The sequence below is a fragment of the Vibrio sp. 10N.286.45.E10 genome (assembly GCF_002874195.2).
In the GTDB taxonomy this organism is placed as follows: domain Bacteria; phylum Pseudomonadota; class Gammaproteobacteria; order Enterobacterales; family Vibrionaceae; genus Vibrio; species Vibrio crassostreae.
Map to the genome: position 1 here is coordinate 520,179 of NZ_MCWD02000002.1, position 22,896 is coordinate 543,074.

General features: G+C 45.5%; 18 protein-coding genes. 16 read left to right on the forward strand and 2 right to left on the reverse strand.

Going from position 1 to position 22,896, the window contains the following annotated elements; translation table 11 throughout:
* The first annotated feature begins 212 nt into the window (after positions 1 to 212).
* Positions 213 to 1,055 carry a helix-turn-helix domain-containing protein gene (locus tag BCU34_RS15470; protein WP_102478722.1) on the forward strand — a complete coding sequence of 281 codons (843 nt, stop codon included), beginning with the start codon at positions 213 to 215 and terminating at the stop codon, positions 1,053 to 1,055.
* 100 nt (positions 1,056 to 1,155) lie between these two features.
* Positions 1,156 to 2,502, forward strand: coding sequence for an MATE family efflux transporter (locus BCU34_RS15475; RefSeq protein ID WP_102478721.1), 1,347 nt, complete (start codon positions 1,156 to 1,158; stop codon positions 2,500 to 2,502).
* A gap of 82 nt (positions 2,503 to 2,584) precedes the next feature.
* Here BCU34_RS15475 and BCU34_RS15480 read toward each other — a convergent pair whose 3' ends face one another.
* Positions 2,585 to 3,766, reverse strand: coding sequence for an MFS transporter (locus tag BCU34_RS15480; protein ID WP_102433263.1), 1,182 nt, complete (start codon positions 3,764 to 3,766; stop codon positions 2,585 to 2,587).
* Positions 3,767 to 4,093: 327 nt separating this feature from the next.
* On the opposite strand from BCU34_RS15480, the gene BCU34_RS15485 reads away from it, so the two are divergent.
* Entirely contained in the window at positions 4,094 to 5,308 is a 1,215-nt protein-coding gene (locus BCU34_RS15485) for a multidrug effflux MFS transporter (protein WP_102478720.1), read from the forward strand.
* Between the two features lie 55 nt (positions 5,309 to 5,363).
* On the opposite strand, the gene BCU34_RS15490 is transcribed toward BCU34_RS15485, so the two are convergent.
* A complete protein-coding gene (locus BCU34_RS15490) occupies positions 5,364 to 7,373 on the reverse strand; it encodes a hypothetical protein (protein WP_102478719.1) in 2,010 nt (669 codons plus the stop codon).
* Positions 7,374 to 7,638: 265 nt separating this feature from the next.
* Here BCU34_RS15490 and BCU34_RS15495 point away from each other — a divergent pair, with 265 nt between their 5' ends.
* The 13 genes from BCU34_RS15495 (at position 7,639) to BCU34_RS15555 (ending at position 22,843) form a co-directional block, all read left to right on the forward strand.
* The gene (locus tag BCU34_RS15495) at positions 7,639 to 12,471 is read left to right on the forward strand and encodes a DUF1566 domain-containing protein (RefSeq protein WP_102478723.1); all 4,833 of its coding nucleotides are present in this window, start codon (positions 7,639 to 7,641) and stop codon (positions 12,469 to 12,471) included.
* Between the two features lie 69 nt (positions 12,472 to 12,540).
* Positions 12,541 to 12,723 carry a Flp family type IVb pilin gene (locus BCU34_RS15500; RefSeq protein WP_102433266.1) on the forward strand — a complete coding sequence of 61 codons (183 nt, stop codon included), beginning with the start codon at positions 12,541 to 12,543 and terminating at the stop codon, positions 12,721 to 12,723.
* A 30-nt stretch (positions 12,724 to 12,753) separates the two neighbouring features.
* On the forward strand, positions 12,754 to 13,635 hold the full coding sequence (gene cpaB / locus BCU34_RS15505; protein WP_102433267.1) for a Flp pilus assembly protein CpaB: 882 nt from the start codon (positions 12,754 to 12,756) through the stop codon (positions 13,633 to 13,635).
* A complete protein-coding gene (locus BCU34_RS15510) occupies positions 13,628 to 15,022 on the forward strand; it encodes a type II and III secretion system protein family protein (protein ID WP_102478718.1) in 1,395 nt (464 codons plus the stop codon). The genes cpaB and BCU34_RS15510 overlap by 8 nt, the downstream gene beginning before the upstream one ends.
* Positions 15,023 to 15,029: 7 nt before the next feature.
* On the forward strand, positions 15,030 to 15,653 hold the full coding sequence (locus BCU34_RS15515; protein WP_102433269.1) for a CpaD family pilus assembly lipoprotein: 624 nt from the start codon (positions 15,030 to 15,032) through the stop codon (positions 15,651 to 15,653).
* Positions 15,650 to 16,810: a P-loop NTPase gene (locus tag BCU34_RS15520; RefSeq protein WP_102433270.1), complete on the forward strand. Its 1,161-nt coding sequence runs from the start codon at positions 15,650 to 15,652 to the stop codon at positions 16,808 to 16,810. Before BCU34_RS15515 ends, BCU34_RS15520 begins: the two co-directional genes overlap by 4 nt.
* Positions 16,810 to 18,156: a CpaF family protein gene (locus BCU34_RS15525; protein ID WP_102433271.1), complete on the forward strand. Its 1,347-nt coding sequence runs from the start codon at positions 16,810 to 16,812 to the stop codon at positions 18,154 to 18,156. Before BCU34_RS15520 ends, BCU34_RS15525 begins: the two co-directional genes overlap by 1 nt.
* A complete protein-coding gene (locus BCU34_RS15530) occupies positions 18,153 to 19,067 on the forward strand; it encodes a type II secretion system F family protein (protein ID WP_102433272.1) in 915 nt (304 codons plus the stop codon). The genes BCU34_RS15525 and BCU34_RS15530 overlap by 4 nt, the downstream gene beginning before the upstream one ends.
* Positions 19,064 to 19,915: a type II secretion system F family protein gene (locus BCU34_RS15535; protein WP_102433273.1), complete on the forward strand. Its 852-nt coding sequence runs from the start codon at positions 19,064 to 19,066 to the stop codon at positions 19,913 to 19,915. Before BCU34_RS15530 ends, BCU34_RS15535 begins: the two co-directional genes overlap by 4 nt.
* Complete coding sequence (locus tag BCU34_RS15540) at positions 19,912 to 20,652, forward strand: tetratricopeptide repeat protein (RefSeq protein WP_102433274.1); 741 nt, start codon at positions 19,912 to 19,914, stop codon at positions 20,650 to 20,652. Before BCU34_RS15535 ends, BCU34_RS15540 begins: the two co-directional genes overlap by 4 nt.
* Positions 20,652 to 21,095: a TadE/TadG family type IV pilus assembly protein gene (locus BCU34_RS15545; protein WP_102433275.1), complete on the forward strand. Its 444-nt coding sequence runs from the start codon at positions 20,652 to 20,654 to the stop codon at positions 21,093 to 21,095. The genes BCU34_RS15540 and BCU34_RS15545 overlap by 1 nt, the downstream gene beginning before the upstream one ends.
* Entirely contained in the window at positions 21,085 to 21,645 is a 561-nt protein-coding gene (gene tadF / locus BCU34_RS15550) for a tight adherence pilus pseudopilin TadF (RefSeq protein WP_102433276.1), read from the forward strand. Before BCU34_RS15545 ends, tadF begins: the two co-directional genes overlap by 11 nt.
* Complete coding sequence (locus tag BCU34_RS15555; protein WP_102478717.1) at positions 21,638 to 22,843, forward strand: hypothetical protein; 1,206 nt, start codon at positions 21,638 to 21,640, stop codon at positions 22,841 to 22,843. The genes tadF and BCU34_RS15555 overlap by 8 nt, the downstream gene beginning before the upstream one ends.
* Positions 22,844 to 22,896: the final 53 nt, after the last annotated feature.

The window sequence follows — 22,896 nt, forward strand, 5'->3', positions numbered from 1 at the left end:
TCAAACTACCCCAGAAGCTCACCATATGCTCCTGGGGTTTTGTTTAGTCCCAACACGCCTTCACAATTTACTGCCCCTTTACAGCCAACCCCTTCTCATATTGAACCGCTTACCAAGCGAATGACTTAAACATCGCAATCAACTACATTAGACTCAGCCATTATTGCCAGCTCTGGTTAATACCCTTAGTTATCTCTCCACAAAGGAATGTCATGAGTAATCCCATCAAACACATGCGTCTTGTCAAAGGTCAACTTTGTAGGGTTGAGGAACTGACGAATAACGATGATGCGTTCTTAGAACCGCACAGACATGAATACTGGGAGTTAGTATGGTGCGTGGATAATCATGGCAGTCAGAGCATTGATTTCGTTGACTACGACAATAAGATCGGCCGTATTTTCACCATTGCACCGGGCCAAGTACACCGCTCGGAGCTAGTCGGAGAAAGTGCTCGTTTACTGGTATTTACTCCTGGCTTTGTTAAAACCAATCACCGCAACACTCAGCTGGTCGATACTGTTTTTGCCATGCACCAAAGCCGCCCTCCCTATTTGGATTGCAGTGAAGAAGGCAACCGCTACTTGTTGCCTATTTTCGACATGCTGAAAGAAGAGTGCGCACGAGAAGAGAGTGACTGGGACCTAGTAGAATCACTCATGAATAGCTTTTTGCGCTACATCCTGCGCTTTGCTAGCCAATCCTCATTGAAAGGTGAAGTACGCGATAGCCGAGTGAACAAGGTGGTTGATTTGATTGAACAGCACTACATCACCCATAAACATTGTGATTTTTATGCGCAAGCGCTGTCGATAACCAACAAACGTATTAACGAAATTGTCAAAGCTGATAAAGGTAAAACCGTCACTCAATTGATCCACGACCGAATCATTTTAGAAGCGAATCGAGAACTGCTCTTCTCAACCAAGACCATCAAGACCATCGCTTTTGAACTAGGCTTCGAAGATCCGGCCTATTTCAGCCGTTTTTATCGCGGACAGATGAAAGAGTCACCGGCACAGTTTCGAAGCCGATGTGCAGATAGTGCAATATAATACGCAGATAATCCCTTTTTTAGCCTCCATTAAGTTCCGATAATGCTCCCTCTTTATTTCATCCATTTTGGTACATCCAAATTGTTGGGAGCTTATTCGAATGGCCATCAACCTAAAAACCGATCCAATATCTAAGTCTTTTTATCAATACCTATGGCCAGCGCTAACCGGCATGGTGATCAAATCTCTTTTCATAATGGGAGACGCTTGGTTCGTTGGGCATGGTGTCGGTCCTGATGGCTTGGGCGCTATCGCTCTCACCATCCCTGCTTTCTCAATATTCACTGCAATTGCCATGATGGTTGGTATTGGTGGTGCGGCGCTGATGTCTATTGAAGTGGGCAAAGGCAACGTAACCTCTGGGCAAACTCTGTTTAATCAATCGATGTTGATCACCGCTCTATTTAGCACGGTGACCGTCAGCATTGCCTTGTATTGGCTCGATGAGATTATTGCGCTGATGGGGGCTTCTGGATACATGGCTGAGCTGACTCACGACTACCTATCGGTAATGCTGCAGTTCTTCGTGCTCTACTCGTTAGCTTGGGTTATGTCATGCTTTGTGCGTAACGATACCAACCCAAAACTGGCGACTTACGCCATGTCGATTGGTGCTGTGGTCAACCTCGTATTGGATTACTTCTTTGTCCTAAAATGGGGCTGGGGCATGAAAGGGGCCGCCTACGGCACAGCCATCGCACAGGGTGTCATCGCGTGTATTTTATTGAGTCACTTTGTACGCAAACAAGGCACCTTAACGCTGAGTTTAAAAGGTATTGGTTTTAATAAACTACCAAGCATCCTGAAGATTGGCACTCCAACTTTCTTCATTGAAGTCACAGCCGCTATGACGATCTTGCTCTTCAACTATGTACTGTTGGATCAGTTTGGTGAGAACCACATAATCGCTTATGGTTTAACAGCCAACATCGGGGTCTTTGCTCTATTTGTGATGGTCGGTATTGCTCAAGCTTGTCAGCCTATCATTAGCTTCAATCATGGTGCTAACCAGCCAAATCGCATCGAAGAAATCTTCCGCTTAGGATTAAAAAGTGCAGTCGGCAGTGGCCTAGTATTTATGGGGATTGTGTATCTGTTCGCACCTCAAATCGCAGCGCTTTATCTGGGAGCTTCAAGTGATTTGATTGGGCTATCCGTGACCGCACTCACTTTCTTTTTCTTTGGTGTGCCGCTAATGGGAATCAACTTAGTGATTGCCAACCTGTTTCAAGCGACTGCCAAACCAAAACAGGCAACACTAATATCTCTTGCTCGCGGTTTTGTGTTCGTGGCTTTGGGTATCATCATTCTGCCAAAGCTGTTCCCAGAACAAGGGATTTGGGCAAGTATTCTATTCGCGGAAACTCTAACGGCAATCGTCAGCTTTAGCATGTTACGCAGTTATAAGAAGCGCTTTGCTGACTCTTTAGAGCAACAAATCGTTTAGACGAGCGAACAGCAGAAACTAAAAAAGCTCCAATATCGCTATTGGAGCTTTTTTATTTATCTCGCGTTAGGTGACCATGACATTAGCGCCAGCTAAACATTCGTACTTCGTTGCCCTCTTCTGGCTTCTTCGGAATATTCAAAGACAGCGCCAAAGAAACGGCCGCCATTGCTGCACCAATGTAGAACACAGTCGCAGGCGAAGAGAGCCAAATCACACCGAATACAACAGGAATAACAACCGCCGCAATATGGTTGATAGTGAAAGACACGCCCGCGGTGGAAGCCATATCAGCAGGGTCGGCAATCTTCTGGAAGTAGGTTTTGATTGCTAGAGCTAGAGCAAAGAATAGATGATCGACCACATACAATGCTGCCGCCCATTCTGCACTTTGCACCAAGCCGTAACCGACAAACACACCAATCAAACCCACATACTCGAAGATAAGCGCTTTACGCTCACCCACTACACCAATGAACTTACCGATACGCTTAGCAAACAAGAAGTTAAACAGATAGTTAATTAAGAACAGTAGCGTTATGTCAGCGGCTGAGTAACCGAACTTCTCAACCATCAAAAAGCCTGCGAATACGGTAAATATCTGTCTTCTGGCACCACTCATAAAGGTCAACGCGTAGTAAAGCCAATAACGCTTTCTCAGCACCAACTTCTTATTTTGCTGGGTCTTCGTTTGAAATTCAGGGAAGCCAAAAGTCATCACAAGCACCAGAATAAAACCTAGGCCGCCAGTAATGCCATATACCCAGGCAAAGTCGAGCTTTAACTGCTCCAACATCACCCAAATAGAACCGTATGTTAGCAAAGATGCTAAGGCACCCACCGAGATCATTTTCCCTAGCATCTCTGGCGCTTCTTCTTTGCTTAGCCATTGCAGTGACAAAGATTGCTTCAGCGTTTCAAAATAGTGGAAACCCGTCGACATCAAAATGGTGGTAAGCAAAAGGCCTGTCAGCGAAGGGAATAAACCAGTAATCGCCGTGCCCACGGTCAGCATCGCTAGCGATATCAACATGAAACGTTGCTCACGTATGAAGGCTAAAACAAACACCACAGTAAACGCTAAGAAGCCGGGTATCTCACGAACACTTTGCAGCAAGCCTATATCAGCACCGTCAAAGTTCGCTTTCTCAATCACGAAGTTATTAAGCAGAGCCATCCAGCTCGAAAACGCGATAGGTACAACAATCGAAATCAGTAATAAAAAGTTTTGCGGCGTTTTCCAGCTCGCCTTCGATGCACTCATAGCAGACAAATCCTAAATAGTAATCCAGTATCATACTCCGGTTTTATGCCGAGTAACAAATCATTAACACTTCTGAAGAGGTTAAAAGGACATGACTTTCATCGTTTGCATAGGGGAGCGTGAAAACAGCAATCGACACCTTGAAATGATGAAACATTATGTTACATTTACAGCCTACTTGATCACAACCAAGTGACGGGAATGACAACCCTGCGTAACACTCCTCTCTACTACGCGCATCCCAATATCAAAATTTCATTCTAAGCCTACCTGCACTTGCAGCGTCTGCGCTTCTGACTTTTATAATAATAACTCATTGGATTAACTATGTTTCCCATCTCTCATGAGGGGAAGTGGTTTCGATTTTTAATGGTATTCATATTCCTTGGTGCTGCCATGGAGACGGATATCTATCTACCCACATTTCCCGATATATTGAACGACTTCAACACTGACGCGGTTATGGTGCAGCGCATTCTGAGCTATAACTTTATCGGCATCTGTATTGGTTCCTTACTCTATGGACCACTATCGGATCATTTTGGTCGCCGAAAGATACTAATGTTTGGTTTTAGTGTCTTTCTTGCTGCAAGTATAGGCTGCATTTTTGCTTCAAGTATCGAGCAATTATTAGCGTTTCGACTGCTCCAAGGCTTCGGCAGTTCAGCGTGTGTAATCGTTGGTACCGCAATGATCTTTGATCTGTTCGATGAAGAACCCGCCGCCAAACTGATTGCCGATCTCAATACTTTAGTGGTCAGCTTGATGGCTTTTGCACCTCTTATTGGCGGCTGGATAAGCCTCCATATGGGTTATAAAGCAAACTTTGTCTTTATCGCCATTTTAGTACTGCTTTCTGCGACCAAATGTTTCTTCTTCTTGCCTGAATCTTTGAGTAAAGATAAACGGAAGAAGGTCGCGCCTAAGCGAATAGCAAGCGACTATAAAACCGTATTGTCTTCGTCAGCCTTTTGGTACAACACGCTAGTGACGAGCTTAATTCTTGCCGCCTACATGATTTATGTTTCCAACATGTCGTTATTGTATATAGAGCAATTAGAAGTCAGCCCTGATCAGTTCCCGTTTTTCCAAATGGCAACACTGGGCACATTCGTCTTGGTGAGTTTGAACAACGCACGCTTAATCGACAGGTTTGGCATTGATAAATTAAAAAGTACTGGGCTTGGCTTAATATTTACCACCACGCTCATCTTTTTCTTATTGCCGTCTGAACAACTTAACTCACCATTCATCCTAACAGGGACGATGTGCTTATTTTCAATAGGTGCAGGGTTATCGATTGGATTGTTCTTTGCTAAATCGATGCAAGTTTTTCCAGATCTAACAGGAATCGCAGCATCACTGGTGACGGCTATTCGCCTATTTATCGTTTCTGCAGCGATTGATTTAGGCAGTAATGCGTACGAAGGGACATCGGAGTCAGTCATACATGTGATGACCGCCGTCGTTATCTTTTTAGCGGCTATCTCCTCGCTCAATTACTGGCGTCAAAGCCGATTGAAACAGGCTGAGAATATGTAGCAAGTACCTGAGTAAAGAAGGGAGTTAGCCTCCCTTCTTTATTGATTGAATGCCTTTAAAGGGCTTTATAAAAGGTTAACCACTCACCTCGTTCTAAGCCGCTAACGTTCACTCCTGTGATGCCACTCGAGGTTGTTGCGTTAGAAGGAGAGAATGAAAGGTTAACATTTTTGAATTTATCAGAAATGCTACTTTCCGTTCCTGTTTGAGAAAGAATGTAGCCCAAGTTAGTAGAGTTCCAGCTTGAGTTTCCACTGTCTTCCCATTTTTTAAGGAGTTCTTTTGTTACCAGTTGGCTGCCAACTTTAAGAGCCGGACCACTAATATTTCGGAATTGATAGTAATCCACCCCTGAAGAAGTCAGCGCAATCACTTTTTCAGCCAATACATACAAAGAGTTGATTGCCGAACTGCTCAACACCTCTTTCACTATCAAGGTTCTATTCGTGTTATCAACGATATAGAGAATGTTCGCTGTAGCAACCGCACTTATTTTGCCATCCTTCGATGTTGCTATCTTACTGATGGTGGAATCGACATCCAACTCCCCGAGTACCGTTTGCTGAATCGAGTTTGAAACCCATTCAAGCTTGTTACTGTCTAGCCCCAACAAAATTTGCTGGTTCGCTACAATATTGGCTGTTTTCAGGTTCAACTTATCAATAGTCATCTTGGTGGATAAGTTAGTTGTGTTAATAACCTCAGCCGCTAAATTGGCGCTCGAAAAATAATTCTTATAAACAATCAAAGCTTCACTTTGGTCGTAAGATGGCATGATCTGAGGCGAAGAGGACTTGAGTGCGTGGCGCCAATTATTCATCGCTAACTTGTCAGCACTTAGTAATCTAACCTCTTGCTGCGAGTAAATCGAACTACCAGTATTTTTAACTGCCAATAACGAGCCGCTTTGCAGCAGTGGAATCACTTTTGTAAAGTTATCGTTGATACATGATTGACTAGAATCAGGAGTTTCAGCAGGTTTAGGTTTCGGCGTAGGAATTGGCGGCAGCGTTCCTCCGCTTCGGCTACTGTAGCTATCAATCTTAAACGCCTTTGCACCACTATTATTATTGGTACTCGTTAGACTCGATAAGAAGATGCCGTTGGCACCTTTACTATTACAAATATCACTCTCCGTCGGTGAGGCGTAAGACGTAGGCTTATAAACTTTATAGGCTTGGCTACCATTCAATGTAGGTACTAACTGAATGATTTCATTAGACTCTACCGGTATCTCTACGCCACCAGTTCCGCCTCCATGGTGGTCATCATCGTCGTCATCGTCATCGTCATCGTCATCATGATCGTCGTAATCGTCGTCATGAGAACGAATACTAATCAAGCCAGAATTAGCTTGGGACGCCAAACCATTATCAAGAGTCACTGGCTTATTACGTGAAGAGCTATCGATTTGCATCACGACATCATTCGCCGTTAGAAACACTACCTGACTGCTCGCTGGATTCAGAGCGATAGATTTGGCACCAGACAATTCTGGCACCGATTGAGAACCGCGAACAACCAGAGCATCCTCTATTTGCAAGTGCCTCGAAGCAGTCCCCGCGACATCGACGCCTGAAAGGTCCAACGTTTTATGCTCGATCATGAGGTCGAGAGCATGGGCAATATTTGTGTATGCAGCTTGCTTTCCGTCAGTTTGTGCCTTTTTCAGCGATTTTAGCAACACATTAGACTTATCTTTAGGTCCATATGTTGTGTCTAGTGAAGCAAAATTCACACCGACATGATCACCTAATTTACTTTGAAGTGATGCTTTAGCCTGTTCTATATCGTTGCTAATCGTTGGATTAAACATCATCTCGCTATGAATCAAAGTAGTGAAAGGCGTCACCAGATCCATACCAGGAGAAGCGGTTAAAATTGCACCATCATATTGCCTCTGTTGTGCATACCCGGAAACGTCTGTAATGAGTTTTTCTTGCTCACTGCATACACCATTCAGATCTGCATCAGCACATACTAATGAACTTTGAAAAGCATGGCCTGAAGTGGTCGCTCCAACTGGATTCTCTCCATCAGAACCCCCCCCACACCCTACGACCATTAGGGCACTAGATATAGCTAGTGACAATTTGCATACTAAAAATTTATTGCGCATTTTTTCGACCGATTCACCTAGTTTATTGTTGTATTAGTAGTATTTAATTTTGCTATTAAATCACTTAACCAAATAAAAGATCAAATGATATTGATAACTACTATCATTTAAATTAATATTCTCAGCCTTTCTAGCGGGTAATTTATAAATCTTTGGAGTTCAAGTGGTAAGGAATCCATACAAATTGGCGGGTGTTTCACTCGTTTCTACAATGCTTATTGCTTGTGGTGGTTCAGAATCAGATCCCAAGCTTAGCCAGTCACAAACTCAGCCAAAATCCTCGAATATCTCAGGCATAGCGTTAGATGGTTATTTGCACAAAGCTAAGGTCTGTTTAGACAAGAATAGCAATGCGATGTGTGATTCTGCCGATGGAGGCATTGCGACAACGGACGCCAAAGGACAATTCCAACTTGATGTCGACGATGATGTGGCTCAATACAAAGTGTTGGTTGAAGCCGTAGCAGGCATAACCGTAGATATGGATACCCCCAACCAAGCAATTGAGTCTGGGTTTACCTTAGAAGTACCAAGTAACAACTCGGACGTCGTAAGCCCAGTTACCTCACTGATTGCCAGTGTGTCAAAGTCCAGCGGTATCAGTTTCGATGATGCAACTGAGCTTGTTGCTAACGACCTAGGGATCGACAAAAGCCTAGCATTGGGTGATTACTCTGCTTCAAATTCGGTAAAAGGCCGTGAAGTGCACATGTTTGCGCGCGGTGTGACTCGCGTACTGCAAGAAGCCCAAAAAGCTTCAGTAGACGCAGGTGTCGACCAAGTTAACGCCCGTAAAGGTGCAATATACAAGCTCGCTGATCTTGATTTGGTCGAGTTCAAAGCCAAAACGGATCGACTTTCACACGGTGCGTCTGGGACAGACAGTGCTCTGCAGCAACTCGGCAAGGAGTACCGAGAGCAGCTCAAAGTCTCGCAAGAAGATATCGACGGTAGTGAAATCGTGGTTAAACCACCAGCGCCAAAACACGGTAAAGTCAATGATGCATCAGATACTTTCAACTGGCAGTTTGTGCGTGGATTCAACCAAAACACAGATTACGAATATTCCTTAGATTCCGGTAGCACCTGGTCGACTGTCATTCGCAAACCGATTGTGGTTGGAAAACAGGCATTCGATAAAGGCTCTATTCAGGTTCGAGTCGCAGCCTCTAGTGCACGGAATACTCCAGCAGGTAAACCGCTTCTTTCAAGCAAAGCATTTACGCTAACGACAGTTCCGGCAGCACCCGCTTGGGTCACAGTGGACAACGCGAGCAATGAATTTGATTGGGCGCTGGTCGATTCTTTTAATGAATTATCTCTCTACGAGTACTCTCTAGATAACGGTGCTAACTGGGTAAAAGCTACTGAAAAACCTCAACGCATTCAAGACTTAGACATTCCAGTTGGACATCTAAAAGTACGTGTCGCGAAGGATGACTCCCTAGGTCACCCGACCGGCTTAAGTGCTATGTCAGACAAACCAATGACAGTAACCCCAGCGCAACCAGTAAAACCTGCGCTGGACTTTGCAAACGACAGCACCAATCAGATCAACTGGCTTTGGGTCTCTGGATATGATGCGCCATCTTTCTACGAGATTAATCTAGGTAACGGTTGGAATACTGTCACTGAACTTCCATATGTGGTTGGCAACGTTTCACTTGCCGCTAACAGCATCTCTATCCGTGTAAAATCAAATTTGAAAGATGCTCGCCCTGCAGGCAATTCACTAGTGATTGGTACGGCTTTCACTCGCTCAGAAAACCAGCCTGTTGCGCCAACCCTGCCGATTATTGATGATGCTGAAAACACGTTTGCGTGGACAGAAGTTACAAAGTTTGCAGGCAATGACTTCTACGAATACTCACTAGACAGAGGTCTTACATTTAGCCCGGTAACTAGCAACCCACAAGCAGTCCCAGATGAGACGTTTGCTAAGGGGCAAGTCTGTGTGAGAGTGAAAGCAGGAACAGATCCTCAACATGATCCTGGTGAAACGCTGTGCTCAGATAAGCCATATTCGGTAACACCTGACAAGCCATCGGCACCAACATCTCCAATCACTCACGATGGGTTAGACACATTTGATTGGACATTCGTAACAGGCTTCTCAGAAGCTGCGAATTACGAGATCAATGTACTCAACACTGGTTGGGCAACAGTTACTCAGAAACCTTATCAGTTAAGCGATCAAGCTTACGCTATTAACTCAATTCAAGTGCGAGTCAAACGAGATCCAATTACCGGTCGTCCTAGTGGATCAGAGCTGACAAATGATGCTGCGTTTACCGTTCGTCCATCAGCACCCAATGCTCCAACGGGCCTAGTGGTTAACGATACGGACAACACGCTAGATTGGACATACTTTGGCGAATTCACACAACCAGAGCATTTCGAAGTCACGCTCGACTCAGGTTCTACTTGGACTAAAGTCACCGCAAAACCGGTTGTGATCGGTAATATCGACAAGAATATCGGTGAGGTTCAAATACGCGTCGCTCAAAACCCGACGAATGGCATGCCTCATGGCGTAGCAGCATTACCCACACAAGCCTTCACCAAAGTGTTTGAGATTCCAGCACCAACCTCGCCTGAGATTACCAACACTTTCACTGGCTCAAACCCAATCAAGACCAATGGTTTTGAGTGGGACTACTTAACGGCCAACGTTGATGGTCAATCTGTTCGCTTTGATGAAGCCGAATACTATGAGTTCACCAACGACAAAGGCTTGACTTGGCACCCTGCTGTTTCAAACCCGCATTTCATTGGTCCTGAAGCATATGACAAGGCTAGTGTTGGCATCCGACTAAAAGCACATGCGAAAGAAGGTGTAGCAAATTCAACCAGCGACACGCTTTGGGCAACAGCAGCAAGCAGCCGCTTTGTCGGCCTAAAATTCGTACCAATGAAAACTCGTTCTCAAGCTGCTGACTTTGGTTATGGTGGCTCATGGAATACGTACTCGCTCAATTGTATTGCTGAATACGATGATAAAGGGCAAGGGGAACCGACGTTTTGGGCGGAACGATTCTCTGCAGACATCAATACTGTATTCGATAAAGTCGCACAACTGGATGATTGTGGTATTGCGGGTTGGACACTTCCAGACACCAGTGAAGTAATCACGTTGTCGCAGAGAGATCCTGCAACACTGCCATCAAATCTAAGAAGTGGTTACTTGGTATCGAATCAGTCAGTGAATGTATTAGCGGATAAAAATGGCGTCGCTGTCACTATCAGCAAAGGCCAAGAATCTGTTGAGCAATATTATTCAAAATACGCATACGCTAAATGGCAATTGCCATCAGGTACAGAGTTACTCACTGGTGTAGATAGCGCGACGACTGAAATAACCGCCTTTCTGAGTACACAAGATACGAAAATTAACGCTACGGAGCTTTATCTAGAAACCTGGTTAACCGCCAACCAATCTAAGAGCAAAGGTTATGCTGCATTAGAAACGGAAGCTCAAGCTAAAATAGTAGAACTGCAGGCTTTAACCCAACCATGGTCAGATGATCTTAAGAATACGAAGCTAAAGCTGAAAGCTCTTGAATTTCAGGCCTCTGTTGCTCAAAGCCGAACTGATGCTGAGAGCCTTGAATTCATTAACAAAGTCAAAGCGTATAAGGAACAAGTCGTTAAATTAGAGCAAAACACCGTTGCACTGAGCGCATTAGTCTCTGGTTCTGAATTTGCTCAAAAATTGACGTTCATGCAGCAAAAATCCGTAAGTCTATCCAGCTCAACCAACGCACTAAGCTCTGCGTCACTGGCTAAGGATATTCACCAGGCAAGTTTAGACCTGTACAAGGCTATCTCAGATCTAAAGTATCAATATGGCATGGTTAATTCGTTCGCAAGTGAGCTGAATACATCAACACAATCGCTGGGCTCGGAGTTTGCCACCCTAACTACATTGTTCCAGAAGTTTATCAGTGAGATGAATACGACGGCCAAAATCCACAACTTAGTACAATCAAAAGTGCTAGCAAAAGATGGACTGAAACTGGCAAAAGACAATGGCTTTAGCGTTTCTCAAGCAGACGCAATGGTAAGCAGCCGCTTCGCTAAATTGGACGAGTTAGGCAACTACCTACCAAAAAGCACCACCTACCAACAAGGCTGGCGTTGTGTTGAAGACACTAACATCACAGGCAAACGCCGAGTTTGGACACTGCTCAAAGACGGTCGACCAAATGGTGCTGACGATCTTGCTTATGACGCTTCGGCATCTGGTGTAGCGAGTGTATTAGGCAGTAACGGCCTGCTGGAAAGCACTAATAATGCGAACTTATGTGGCTTCAATGATTGGCAAGTACCAGCGCTGTCTCAGCTACTTTCACTACAAACTAAAGCAATCTCTAGCTCAAACTCGACCATAACAATCGATACCGATGCATTCCCTCATCACCGAGGGCTGGATCCTGAGTATGACAAATCTAGCTATTACGGTGGCGTGATTTTTTACTACTGGTCGAATCAAGCAAAGGACACCAAACAATACATCACAAACTACAGCTCTGAACGCAGCTACCAAGATGTCCGTCGTTCGGAAGTCGGTGGTACTGAAGATGCCGTCATCTTAGGGCGTCTGGTTAGAGAGAAGGTAAACACATACCAGTACCTAGATATGCAAGGGAACGTCGTTGTCGATCGCCAAAATGCAATTTGCGCGCAAGACGCTGACAGTAAGCGCGTTTGGCAACTGTTTACCAACGGAGACAGCAGTCGTTTCAAGAAGTACGTAGAGGTAACACCTTTAATTTCAACACGAAATACACAAAAGGTGTGTGGTAAAGCAAACTGGCGCTACCCATCAAAAGCAGAACTGTACGGGCTGCTACCTATCAATTCCGATGTCTTTAAATTTAATAACGTGACGAGTGGTGGCTACTCGAACCGTGGTTCTTATATCACCAGTGATGCCGCTCCTTATGGTCGTGTCGTCGGGTTGAATATGACAACCATGGATGAAAGAGACGTGGGTACTGAAAGTTACGACGGCCGCTACCTATACCGACTCGTTGCCAAATAGGCACTCCAAATCTCTTATTAATTACTACAACAGCCTCTGCTGAGGCTGTTTTCATCTAGGAAACAAGAAATGTTGAACAAGAAAAAGCAACGCGGTGCAGCCGCAATCGAATACGCCATTCTCGCAGCAGCAATGGCAGTCGTACTACTCAATTTTGTTGGCGGTGAGAACGGTGAGCTAACAAAAGCAATCAGTGACGCCTACGGTACTGTAGTCCACAAACTAAAAGACGCACAACAAGCCTCAGAGTAAGCCCGTTTATTGCAAATTAAAGGAATAGTTATGACTGCCAAGCGACTCATGTTGCTGTCGTTATTTTGCTCGGTGCTCGGAATATCCGTTTTACTGTTGAGCCAAACCAATAGCGAGTCTGCGACCACCTCTTCTAAACAAGCCGTTAAGCAAACGGTCAAAGTGCTGGTTCCAACTCGCACGATAGAAATAGGTCAAGCCTATACACCAAACTCGTTCCGATGGAAAGAAGTTCCACAGCAAGAGTTGGAGAACTACATCGACCATGTGACACCGGAAGATATTTCTGCTGATCACTCTATGTCGGGGCTTGCACGTACCAAGCTCGTCAAAGACTCGATATTGTCGAAAGCGGATATTACCGAGCCAGAAGGCGGCTACTCGCTTTCATTAAAGCTACAACCAGGTTATCGCGCTATCTCAGTGCCTGTTGATCAGGTGACATCAAATTCGGGCTTTATTGAGCCGGGCGACCGCGTAGATATTCTCCTGCTCGGTTCACAAGATGGTGAGCTGCTTCGTTATGGCAATTCATCGCAGGGTTTGTATGTCACAACGATTGCTCATGATGTGAGAGTCTTGGCATTTAATGACAAACAAACGGCTGAGTCTTATCAAAAGGCCCGCGAATCTAATCATTATGAAAACGGTATCCCTGACGACAGCAGTGTCTCTTTAGAGGTAACCCCCGAGCAAGCAAACCAAGTTGTTTTGGCTAAACAATTAGGCAAGTTAACGCTCGTCTTACGCGGGCAAAACGAAGACCCAAATCAAACTCAGAATGCCAATTCAGCGACGCTGAAAGCCATCTCGCCAGACACTACTCAGGTATTGCCTGACGTCGGTTTGGTGGAGTTTAGAGCCGACAACAAAACGATCAACAATAAAACCGGAGCTGATAACAATGGCTAGTACCTGTCGTTGGTGGGGGATTCTCCTACTATCAAGCCTGTGCCTCTCTTTTGCATCAACAGCATCTGCACTTGATGTGACAATCAATGAGGCAAAAATGATTCGCTTACCAGAAAAAGCGAAGTCAATTTTCATATCTAGCACCCATATTGCTGATTACCAAACCTTAACCAACACCAAGGTGATGGTATTTGGTAAGCGAGCTGGCAGTGCCACTATCACCGTTTTGAACGAGCAAGAACGCGTCATCTATACCAATAAGATTCGCGTGACTCACAACAGTCGCGAATTCAATGAATTGGTCAAAAACAAGTTCCCAGAAGCGTCCGTAAACGCGGAATCTCTGGGTGGAAAGTTATGGCTAAAAGGGCAAGTGCCTTCACCTATGATGGCGCATAATATCGTGTCCTTAGCGAAAGGCTACCTGTCTCCTATTATTGACCAAACCCAGCAACAAGAAAGCTCAAACACTCAAAACAATGCAGGTACTAGCAATACGACGACTAAAGATCAGCCAATGCAATCCAATGAAGATGAGCTGATTAATCAATTGGTTGTCACTATGCCAAACCAGGTCAACATTCGAGTGAAAATCGCTGAAGTCTCGAGAAATGTTTCTAACAAATTGGGGATCAAGTGGGGCTCTATCGCAGGTGGTGTTGGACAGTTTTCATTCTCTAAACTGCCGAATGTCAGCAGCTGGGGTAAACCAAGCATTACCGCACTGATTGATGCATTAGCGACAAATGGCATGATGTCTGTACTGGCTGAGCCTAACTTGACGGCGATGTCCGGCGAAGACGCTGAGTTTCTGGTGGGTGGTCAAGTCCCATTACCATTGATTACGGCTGATACCACTCAAATCGAGTACAAAGACTTCGGGGTAAAACTGAACTTTACACCAACGGTGCTCAGCCAAAATCGTATCAGTTTAAAGGTGAACCCAGAGGTCAGTAACGTCTCCATCGAAAACCAACAAGTGGTAAACGGGACTAACTTCCCCTCTTTTACTACCCGTAGTGCCGCTACCACCATCGAATTAGCCAGTGGACAGAGCTTTGCCTTGGGCGGCTTATTGAAGTCAGAAGACATTGAACAACTGCAAAAAGTGCCGCTTATCGGTGAAGTACCTGTACTAGGAAGCCTGTTCCGTTCAACTGAATTCACTCGCCGAGAAACAGAGTTGATCATCATTGTCACGGCTTACCTAGTACAGCCAACTCGTTCAGATTCGATGCAGCTACCAACCGACGGTCTCATTCCACTAAGCGATGTAGAACGTCTTCTGGCATGGCCAAGAATTCAACGAAAAAGAACACACGACCAAGACACATACACCGACAACCACAAGCCTCGCTTGCTGGGTGACAACGGGTTCTATTACTGAGGACATCATGAATAAATTATCCTTATTGCTCCCTGCCCTATTTGTGTTTGCGGGATGCGCACCTACGCCAACCACTCAGCAACCATCAGTCGATGTGATTTCTGTGACTAACAAGTTCTCTCTGACACTTGCAGGAAAAACGCTGTCGGCTCAGGAAAAAGCGGATATTTCTGACTTTATCTCTCGTCGAGGCAGCGCGAGTAGCTTGATGGTCAAAATCGAAAAAACGACTCAGAAAGGTGAACGTCAACTAGAGAAAGTAAGGCTTCATCTTATCGAATCAGGCCTCTATCCATCACAAATTTGGGTATCAGACGAATCAACAGAAGGTAAAGGCGACATCACTATTTTAGTCGAGTCTTACCGAGCTAAAGTCACAGCCTGTGACGCGGGTAAAACGCCAAGAACCACGCTCAACGCATACCGCACTCAGCGCAATTTTGGGTGTGCAAATGCCAACGCGCTTGCACAAATGGTAGCCAACCCTAAAGACCTGATCGTCGGTCAGCCGATTAATGGTGCTCAAGGGCAGAAAGCTGTCTCTAGTATCGATAACTACTTTGCTCCACCAGCCCAAAACCAACAGACAAATAATGGTTCTTCGACGACCACGCAAGGAGGTGCGCTATGAATCAAGTACACCAGTTAACGGTACTGATCGCAGCGTCTGAGCAACTCGATACCCTAGCGCTTACGCACACACTGAATGACTTTGGTATCCACAACATCACAGTCTCTTCAAATCAAGAAGACGACGTAGTGCGACACGTGCTGAAGCATGGTATTAAGACAGTATTTCTCGATGTGTTGAATTGTGAGCTGGCTGAGTCGAAACAAGCAGTACAGCGCTTAATTAAGCGTACAGGTTGTCAAGTTATCGCTATTGGCCACTCAGATGAAATTTTCATCTACCGTGGCATGCTGGCATCAGGCGCGAGTGATTACCTAGTGCCTCCTGTGACTCCACAAGATCTGGAACACGTTTCTTTCGCGGCTTTACAAAACAACAGCGAAAAACGAAATGAAAAAGTCATCTCGGTTGTCAGTGCGAAAGGCGGTTCAGGCAGCAGTACCATTACTGCAACTCTTGCTCAACAACTCGCAGAGCTCGATAAGAAAGTGGCTTGTCTAGACCTAGACTTTTCAATGGGCGATTTGGATCTGCTACTCAATGTTGAAGGGAACTCAGCATTGATCGAGCTTTTACAATACCCAGAGAGACTAGACCCGTTAGTATTCGAACGTAGTGGGATCAGCGTATCTGTAAAGCACACTCTCTTTACTGGCTATCTACCTTTAGATGCCACACCATTCTGGCCACAAAAGAGTGCATTGGACCAATTTACTAAGTTTTGCCTACAAAACTCAGACTACCTATTAGTGGATATCCCAACTTACTCTTTGCGTGATCAAGTTGGCTTTGACGCACTGAAAAGTGCCGATATCCGAGTGATTGTCGTTGAGCCTACACTCGGCTCTATCCGCAATGCCGGCCAGATCATCAAACGACTTCAGAATCAAACCAACTCCCAAACGCTTGTTGTGCTCAATCACACCAAGTCTGATTCAGGCTCAATGATTTCAGTTAACGATGTGAAAAAGTCGTTAGGTGTACCGGTAGACGTTCTCATTCCATTCTCCCCGAACCACTTTTTAAGCAAGTCATCACTTGGTCAACCTGCCCACAAAGGCAACAGAAAAGTGAAAGTGGCGTTCAACGCTTTAGTTGAATTAATCACAGGTGAATCGCAGCAAAGCAGCCGCCGTTTTTGGAAGCGAGGTGCATAATGTTTGGTCAAAAAGCAAACACGGTTGATCCTATTGAAGTCAGCCAAGCTCGATTACGTGAAACGTTAACATCCGCTCCCTCGCTACGTGATCATTATCATGTGATTCATGAAGAGATCATCAAGGCAATCGATCCATCGGCTGTTGTGAGTTTAAGTGCGTCCGATCTTGAAGCTAGAATTTCAGAGATGGTATCGGAAATTGTAATCTCTAAACAGTTACCACTCGGTCATCAGGATGTGACTCATTCTGTAGAGCAGCTCCTACATGAATTTTTAGGTTTGGGGCCACTCCAACCTCTTATTGAAGACCAAACAGTCACTGACATCATGGTCAATGGTTACCGTGAAATTTATGTCGAGCGTTCAGGAAAACTGCAAAAAACCACGGTCCAATTTCGTAATGAAGAGCAGCTTCTCAACTTAGCGCGACGTATCGTGAGCAAAGTAGGTCGACGAATCGATGAATCGAATCCATTAGTTGATGCAAGGCTAGACGACGGCAGCCGTGTCAATGTCATGATCCCACCGCTCGCACTTGATGGAACCTACATCTCTATCCGTAAGTTCAATGAAAAGAAGCTGACACTGAGCCAATTGGCACAGTTTGGTGCGATGTCGAATTCGATGATTAAGCTTATTGATATTATCGTTCGCTCTCGTCTCAACGTTCTTGTTGCGGGTGGTACCGGTGCAGGTAAAACCACCCTGCTTAATGCGATGTCTTTCAGCATCTCACCTCAAGAGCGCATCATCACCATTGAAGACACAGCAGAACTGCGCCTGCAACAACCCCATGTGGTACGTGCAGAAACTCGCCCAGCCAATGCAGAAGGTTTAACGCCGATTACTCAAAGAGAGTTAGTGAGAAATTCGCTACGTATGCGACCAGATCGCATCATTTTAGGCGAAGTTCGTGGCGATGAAGCCTTTGAAATGATGCAAGCGATGAACACAGGCCACGATGGTTCGCTGTGTACACTTCACGCCAACTCTGCAACGGACGCACTGGTGCGAATGGAGAACATGCTAATGATGAGCCAGGCGACACTGCCTCTATTTTCACTGCGTCGCCAAATCGCAAACACCATTGATGTGGTTATCCAAGTAGAACGAATGCGCGATGGTAAGCGACGCATTGTTTCAATAACCGAAGTGCAAGGGTTAGAGGGCGAGCAATACGTCACTCAGGAACTGTTCGCCTTTAAAACGTTATCGGAAGACCAGCAAGGCAACCTAATTGGTGAATATAAGAGTGCCAAGTGCGTACCAAGCTTCAACGAAAAAGCGAAATATCACCAGTTAGACGCTCAACTAAGGGTGGCAATGGAGCTTGAAGCCGGATGATTTTTGTTCTTACTATTTCTGCGCTGCTGGCTACGGTTTGGCTAATAAAGCTCAACTCAAAACAAGCCATTGTTAATAAGCGACTGTCCTTGGTATCTGGTTCATACAAAGCAAGCCCTGCAGACGTTTCTATCAAAAAGTCGAGCCACCAGCGCACCAACAAACTGCATGCGTTTTTCCTGCGAATAAATGCTTTGCTACCTGCTTGGGATAAGTATTTTATCGCCTCAATGGTTGTTGGTTTGCCAGTTGCTGGTTACCTGTTAGTGCCAGAGCTTCCAGTACACCTTCGATTACTTGCAGCGGTTGGGCTGTGGCTCATATGTACCTGCGCCATTGTGTTTTATCGCAGAAAGAGACAAGTAGAAGAGTTTGAAAAAGACATCATCAACGTCCTTGGATTAATTTCTAGAGCGGTATCAGCAGGGTTATCCATCCCACAAGCGATTGATCAAGTGGCACAAACGCAACCTGGTTTGCTAGGACGAGAGTTCTCTTACCTTCGCGATAATCTCGCGCTTGGCCTTAGTCTTCGTCAGAGTCTCGATGATACGTGCATTCGTCTTCCTTACAGCAGCTTTCGTTATTTCTCTGTTGCACTGATCCTTAACCAGTCGAATGGTGGTCAACTGCGCGACATTCTTCATAGCTTAAGCCGAACCATGCATGACAACCGAGCGATGAGAAAGAAGGTGAAGAGCCTAACCTCAGAGCCTCGCATCACAGCGTTATTTCTCTCTGTCTTACCCATTGGGTTGCTAGGTGGCATCTATTTAATTGAGCCCTACATGATTAAGCAGCTGTTTAACACTGAACTAGGTCAACGAGTGCTGACCTATGCATTGATTAGCATCAGCATCGGCACCTTAATTTTGAATGCTCTGACTCGTAATAAGAGGTTCTCATCATGATGTATTTTGCCATGCTGCTGTTGGGATTAGCTGTTCTTCTCACGCTGATCGCACATCTATCTTCGTTCAAACGAGACGTTGTGGCTGAGCGACTGAATCGCGTATCAAGCTATTCCTCAAAGTACAAAAACACGTCGAGTAAGTGGCACTTCCAAGGTGAGAAGTCTCGACGTCAAAAGCTCGTTCTGATTGGCTGGCTGAACCCTAATGCAGAGATCTACTTTTTAGGACTTAGGTTGCTCACCATGGCCGCAGGTACTGTTACTTGGTATGCCACTCGCATCCAAGTGCTAACGATGAATTCGGCGGCAGAGTGTATCGCTATCGGCATCGTGGTCGGCATCCTATTCGATCGTATTCTTGAATGGCGTGTGAACCAAGTTCGAATGCAGATCAGCCGAGTAATACCCGATGCCGTCGACCTAATGGTGGTGTGTGTTGCATCTGGCTTAACACTCGAAGCGGTATTTCGCTGTGTCGGTGAAGAGATGCGTTCTATCTCTCCAGCATTGTCACGCGAATGGCTACTCACAGCAACTGAGATATCGGTTCTTGATTCACCACAAACGGCACTCAACAACTTAGACAAACGCGTACAACTGTCTGACATCAACAACGTTGTCACTACCATGAACCAAGCGCTGCAATACGGTACGCCTATCGCTGACGCCCTCAAACTGATCGCTTCGGATAGCCGTCAATACCACTTCTTAGAACTGGAAGAATGGGTGGGGAAAATACCAGCCAAAATGTCATTCCCTTTGGTGGTTTTCATCATGCTACCTGTGGTGGGCATCATCGTTGTGCCAATCATGTTGTCTCTTACACAAACTCTGGGGGGCTTATGAGAACCATCCCGTTATTCTTTTTGTCGCTGATATTGTTCGGCTGTCAATCCACTAACCACGTTGAAAAAGATACCGCCGAAAACATGAAAGTGGCAGAAGTTGCGTTAATGAACGGTAAGCCAGAGAGCGCCATGGATCTCTACCGAAAAATGTTGGTATCGAAACCCAATGACCCGCAGTTACTGCTGTTGATGGGCTCTGCAGCCAATCAAGCCAGTCGTTATGACGAAGCACTGCATTACTTAAAGCGTGGTATCGAGCTTAATCAATCCAGTGCGATTTACCGTGAGCTAGGTCGTTCATGGTTAGCTTTAGGAGAGCTTGAACAAGCGACTTCAGCTCTTGAAGAGTCTGTTCAACTGGAGGCGTCCGATGACGTTGCTCAAAATAGCTTAGGAGTCAGTTACTCGCTCAATAAACAGTATTCCAAGGCAAGAGAGTGTTACTCAAATGCCCTTAGCTTAATGCCTTCAAGCAACGAATACCGAAACAACCTCGCTATGGCTTGGATACTCGATGGTAAACCAGATCAAGGGATTCGTATTCTGCACCCGATCTTTGTCAGAGGTGAAGCTAGCGTAAAACTCCAGCTTAACCTTGCGTTGGCTTACGCGCTTTCTGGCGACAGCGAGTCTGCAAAAGCGATCGCTCGTGAACACTTATCGCAACCGGAATACGCTAACAATAGCTTGTATTATCAAGCCCTAGCCGCTCACGCTGATCGAGGAGAACAATAATGCTCTCTCGTCAGAAAGGTGCGAATAGCGTTGAGTTTCTAATGATCACCCTACCGTTTCTATTGCTGATAATAGGGGTCTTTGAGATCTGCCGCCTGCTGCTAGTCAGCATCATCTTCGATGTCGCCGTTCATGCAGGAGCTCGAGAAGTCAAAATTCGACCAGTTGGTCCCATAGCAAACCAAGTTTTCATCGACACTATCGACAAGTTCCCACTGCTCGATCGCAGCAAGATCAAGTTGTCTCAACCTTTATACGTTGAAAACCTACCGGACTTAGTTAACAGGAAAGCGGCACCGATAAGCAAAGCAGTATTGGGGGAGTACACGGTGTCCTACGCATTCTCATTCGCTCTGCTGCCGAGCCTTTCGACCCAGTTTTTAGAACGTAGCGGGAAAATGACAACCTTGGAAAAAAAGGTATTGGTGAGCTATGACGGTTAATAAAACACACCCGAGAAAACAAGCGGGATCAGCTGCTGTTGAGTTTCCATTTGTCGTACTCGCGATGATGATCATTCTGTGGGGGTTCGTTGCTATCTACCGCTTATTCAGTATGCAGACTCAGTTAGACAATGTTACCTACAACCTAGTGAATGCGATTTCTTCAACTCAACTCAAACCTGAGCAAGGTAAGAATGGTTTACCCGAGACTCTTAAAGGTCCATTACTCGTGCTCGCTGAACGTTATCTGCCGAGTAGCATTGCTCGTGGCGATATTGGGCTTTTACTTGAAAGTCGTGTCTTTGATACTGCCGCTTCGACGTGGGAATACGAATATCTTTATGCGGGAAGCAACTGCCAAAGTGATCCACCTATTGAGGACCTTACGGACATGCTTGTTGTAGGCAACGGTGATCCTGCATTGAATGGAAAACCATCAACTTTGATTCAGCTGACCTTATGCGTAAAGACACCATTTGACTACGAACGGCTCGATCTTCCAAAAAGCCTAAAGAGCTCATCTGTAGTGATAGGTAAGCACTATGGTTAAGTCAATGTTTAGCAGCCTAGCCCGTCAGCAAAAAGGTTCGATCACCCTTTCTTTCTTGGCACTGCTGCTCCCTGCACTATTTATCGCCGTCGGCACTTTGATGATATCGGCGCAAGTGATGGTTTCTAATCGAGCCGCGCAAGCCGCTGATTCTGCCGCACTGGCTTGTGCTTTTGCTGATGAGGCGACTCCGAGAATGATGCGAGTATACCAAGATTACTATCACCCAACACTGAAAGGTGTGAGTGGATTAACGCCAGAAAACCAAGGCTGCCGAATTAGCCTAGGTTACTCCGTTACACCGCTACTACCGCATTTCAGCTATGAACGCTACGACCAAAATGTGACTGCAACAGGTGGTGGCTTTAAGGGGGGGGTTGAAAGCAAACACTCTGCGATTCCAACAGAGTTGGTATTGGTACTCGACGTATCTGGCTCCATGGGCTCAAACATGTCATCACTAAAATCTATTTTGTCCAACGCATTGAATACGATTCAATCTCAGAGCAATAACGCTAACGATTTAGATTCAGTAAGTATCTCGATCGTTCCTTTTGACTCTGGGGTGGCAACACATCGCCCGCCCTGGTTATCCAAAGAAGCAGCCGGAATCTACTGTATCGATGGACTTAGCTATCGTAATGGCGATTTCTCTGCGGCGCTGACCGTAGATAACCTCGCGACGCTGCATTCAGAGCGACCTGTGAAGTTTACGCCGCCAAGTAAGTGGTTAAGCGACTGCAATCAAGACTCACCAATGTTGCCATTGACCAACGTATTTTCCAGAGTCCAAAACTCGATAAACAGCCTAACTGCAAACGGTGGTACTCGCTCTTATCAAGGTTTGGTATGGGGAGTGAGACAGCTTATCCCAAGTTGGCAACAAGCATGGGGAATAAACGTAAGCACTGTACCCGAAACTAGAAGAAAACTGGTGTTATTCACCGATGGCGCTGACGAAGGAGACGCGTTCAATCAATTGGTGAACGCTGGTTTTTGCACTACGGCTATCAAGCAATACGGCATTGAAATGAATTTCATCGGCTATGGCGTCAGCCCATCTCGAATTACTCAATTCGAGAACTGTGCAGGAAATCCTTTACGCGTATTCAGTGCCACCAATACGACACAACTTAACGAGTACTTCTCCGACATTTTGGCGGTTGAATACTCGGCAAGCATCCGACTCACTCGCTAATTCAAACAAAGCGCTTGATTCAAAAGCATCGAATTTAAAACAGATAAATTAAA

Coding starts and splice junctions, on each gene's coding strand:
- BCU34_RS15490 (WP_102478719.1), bottom strand. CDS start 7,373: ATGGTCGTAGGGTGTGGGGGGGGTTCTGATGGAGAGAATCCAGTTGGA.
- BCU34_RS15500 (WP_102433266.1), top strand. CDS start 12,541: ATGTTGAACAAGAAAAAGCAACGCGGTGCAGCCGCAATCGAATACGCC.
- BCU34_RS15510 (WP_102478718.1), top strand. CDS start 13,628: ATGGCTAGTACCTGTCGTTGGTGGGGGATTCTCCTACTATCAAGCCTG.
- BCU34_RS15515 (WP_102433269.1), top strand. CDS start 15,030: ATGAATAAATTATCCTTATTGCTCCCTGCCCTATTTGTGTTTGCGGGA.
- BCU34_RS15520 (WP_102433270.1), top strand. CDS start 15,650: ATGAATCAAGTACACCAGTTAACGGTACTGATCGCAGCGTCTGAGCAA.
- BCU34_RS15540 (WP_102433274.1), top strand. CDS start 19,912: ATGAGAACCATCCCGTTATTCTTTTTGTCGCTGATATTGTTCGGCTGT.
- BCU34_RS15485 (WP_102478720.1), top strand. CDS start 4,094: ATGTTTCCCATCTCTCATGAGGGGAAGTGGTTTCGATTTTTAATGGTA.
- BCU34_RS15535 (WP_102433273.1), top strand. CDS start 19,064: ATGATGTATTTTGCCATGCTGCTGTTGGGATTAGCTGTTCTTCTCACG.
- BCU34_RS15480 (WP_102433263.1), bottom strand. CDS start 3,766: ATGAGTGCATCGAAGGCGAGCTGGAAAACGCCGCAAAACTTTTTATTA.
- BCU34_RS15555 (WP_102478717.1), top strand. CDS start 21,638: ATGGTTAAGTCAATGTTTAGCAGCCTAGCCCGTCAGCAAAAAGGTTCG.
- BCU34_RS15545 (WP_102433275.1), top strand. CDS start 20,652: ATGCTCTCTCGTCAGAAAGGTGCGAATAGCGTTGAGTTTCTAATGATC.
- BCU34_RS15525 (WP_102433271.1), top strand. CDS start 16,810: ATGTTTGGTCAAAAAGCAAACACGGTTGATCCTATTGAAGTCAGCCAA.
- cpaB (WP_102433267.1), top strand. CDS start 12,754: ATGACTGCCAAGCGACTCATGTTGCTGTCGTTATTTTGCTCGGTGCTC.
- BCU34_RS15475 (WP_102478721.1), top strand. CDS start 1,156: ATGGCCATCAACCTAAAAACCGATCCAATATCTAAGTCTTTTTATCAA.
- BCU34_RS15495 (WP_102478723.1), top strand. CDS start 7,639: ATGCTTATTGCTTGTGGTGGTTCAGAATCAGATCCCAAGCTTAGCCAG.
- tadF (WP_102433276.1), top strand. CDS start 21,085: ATGACGGTTAATAAAACACACCCGAGAAAACAAGCGGGATCAGCTGCT.
- BCU34_RS15470 (WP_102478722.1), top strand. CDS start 213: ATGAGTAATCCCATCAAACACATGCGTCTTGTCAAAGGTCAACTTTGT.
- BCU34_RS15530 (WP_102433272.1), top strand. CDS start 18,153: ATGATTTTTGTTCTTACTATTTCTGCGCTGCTGGCTACGGTTTGGCTA.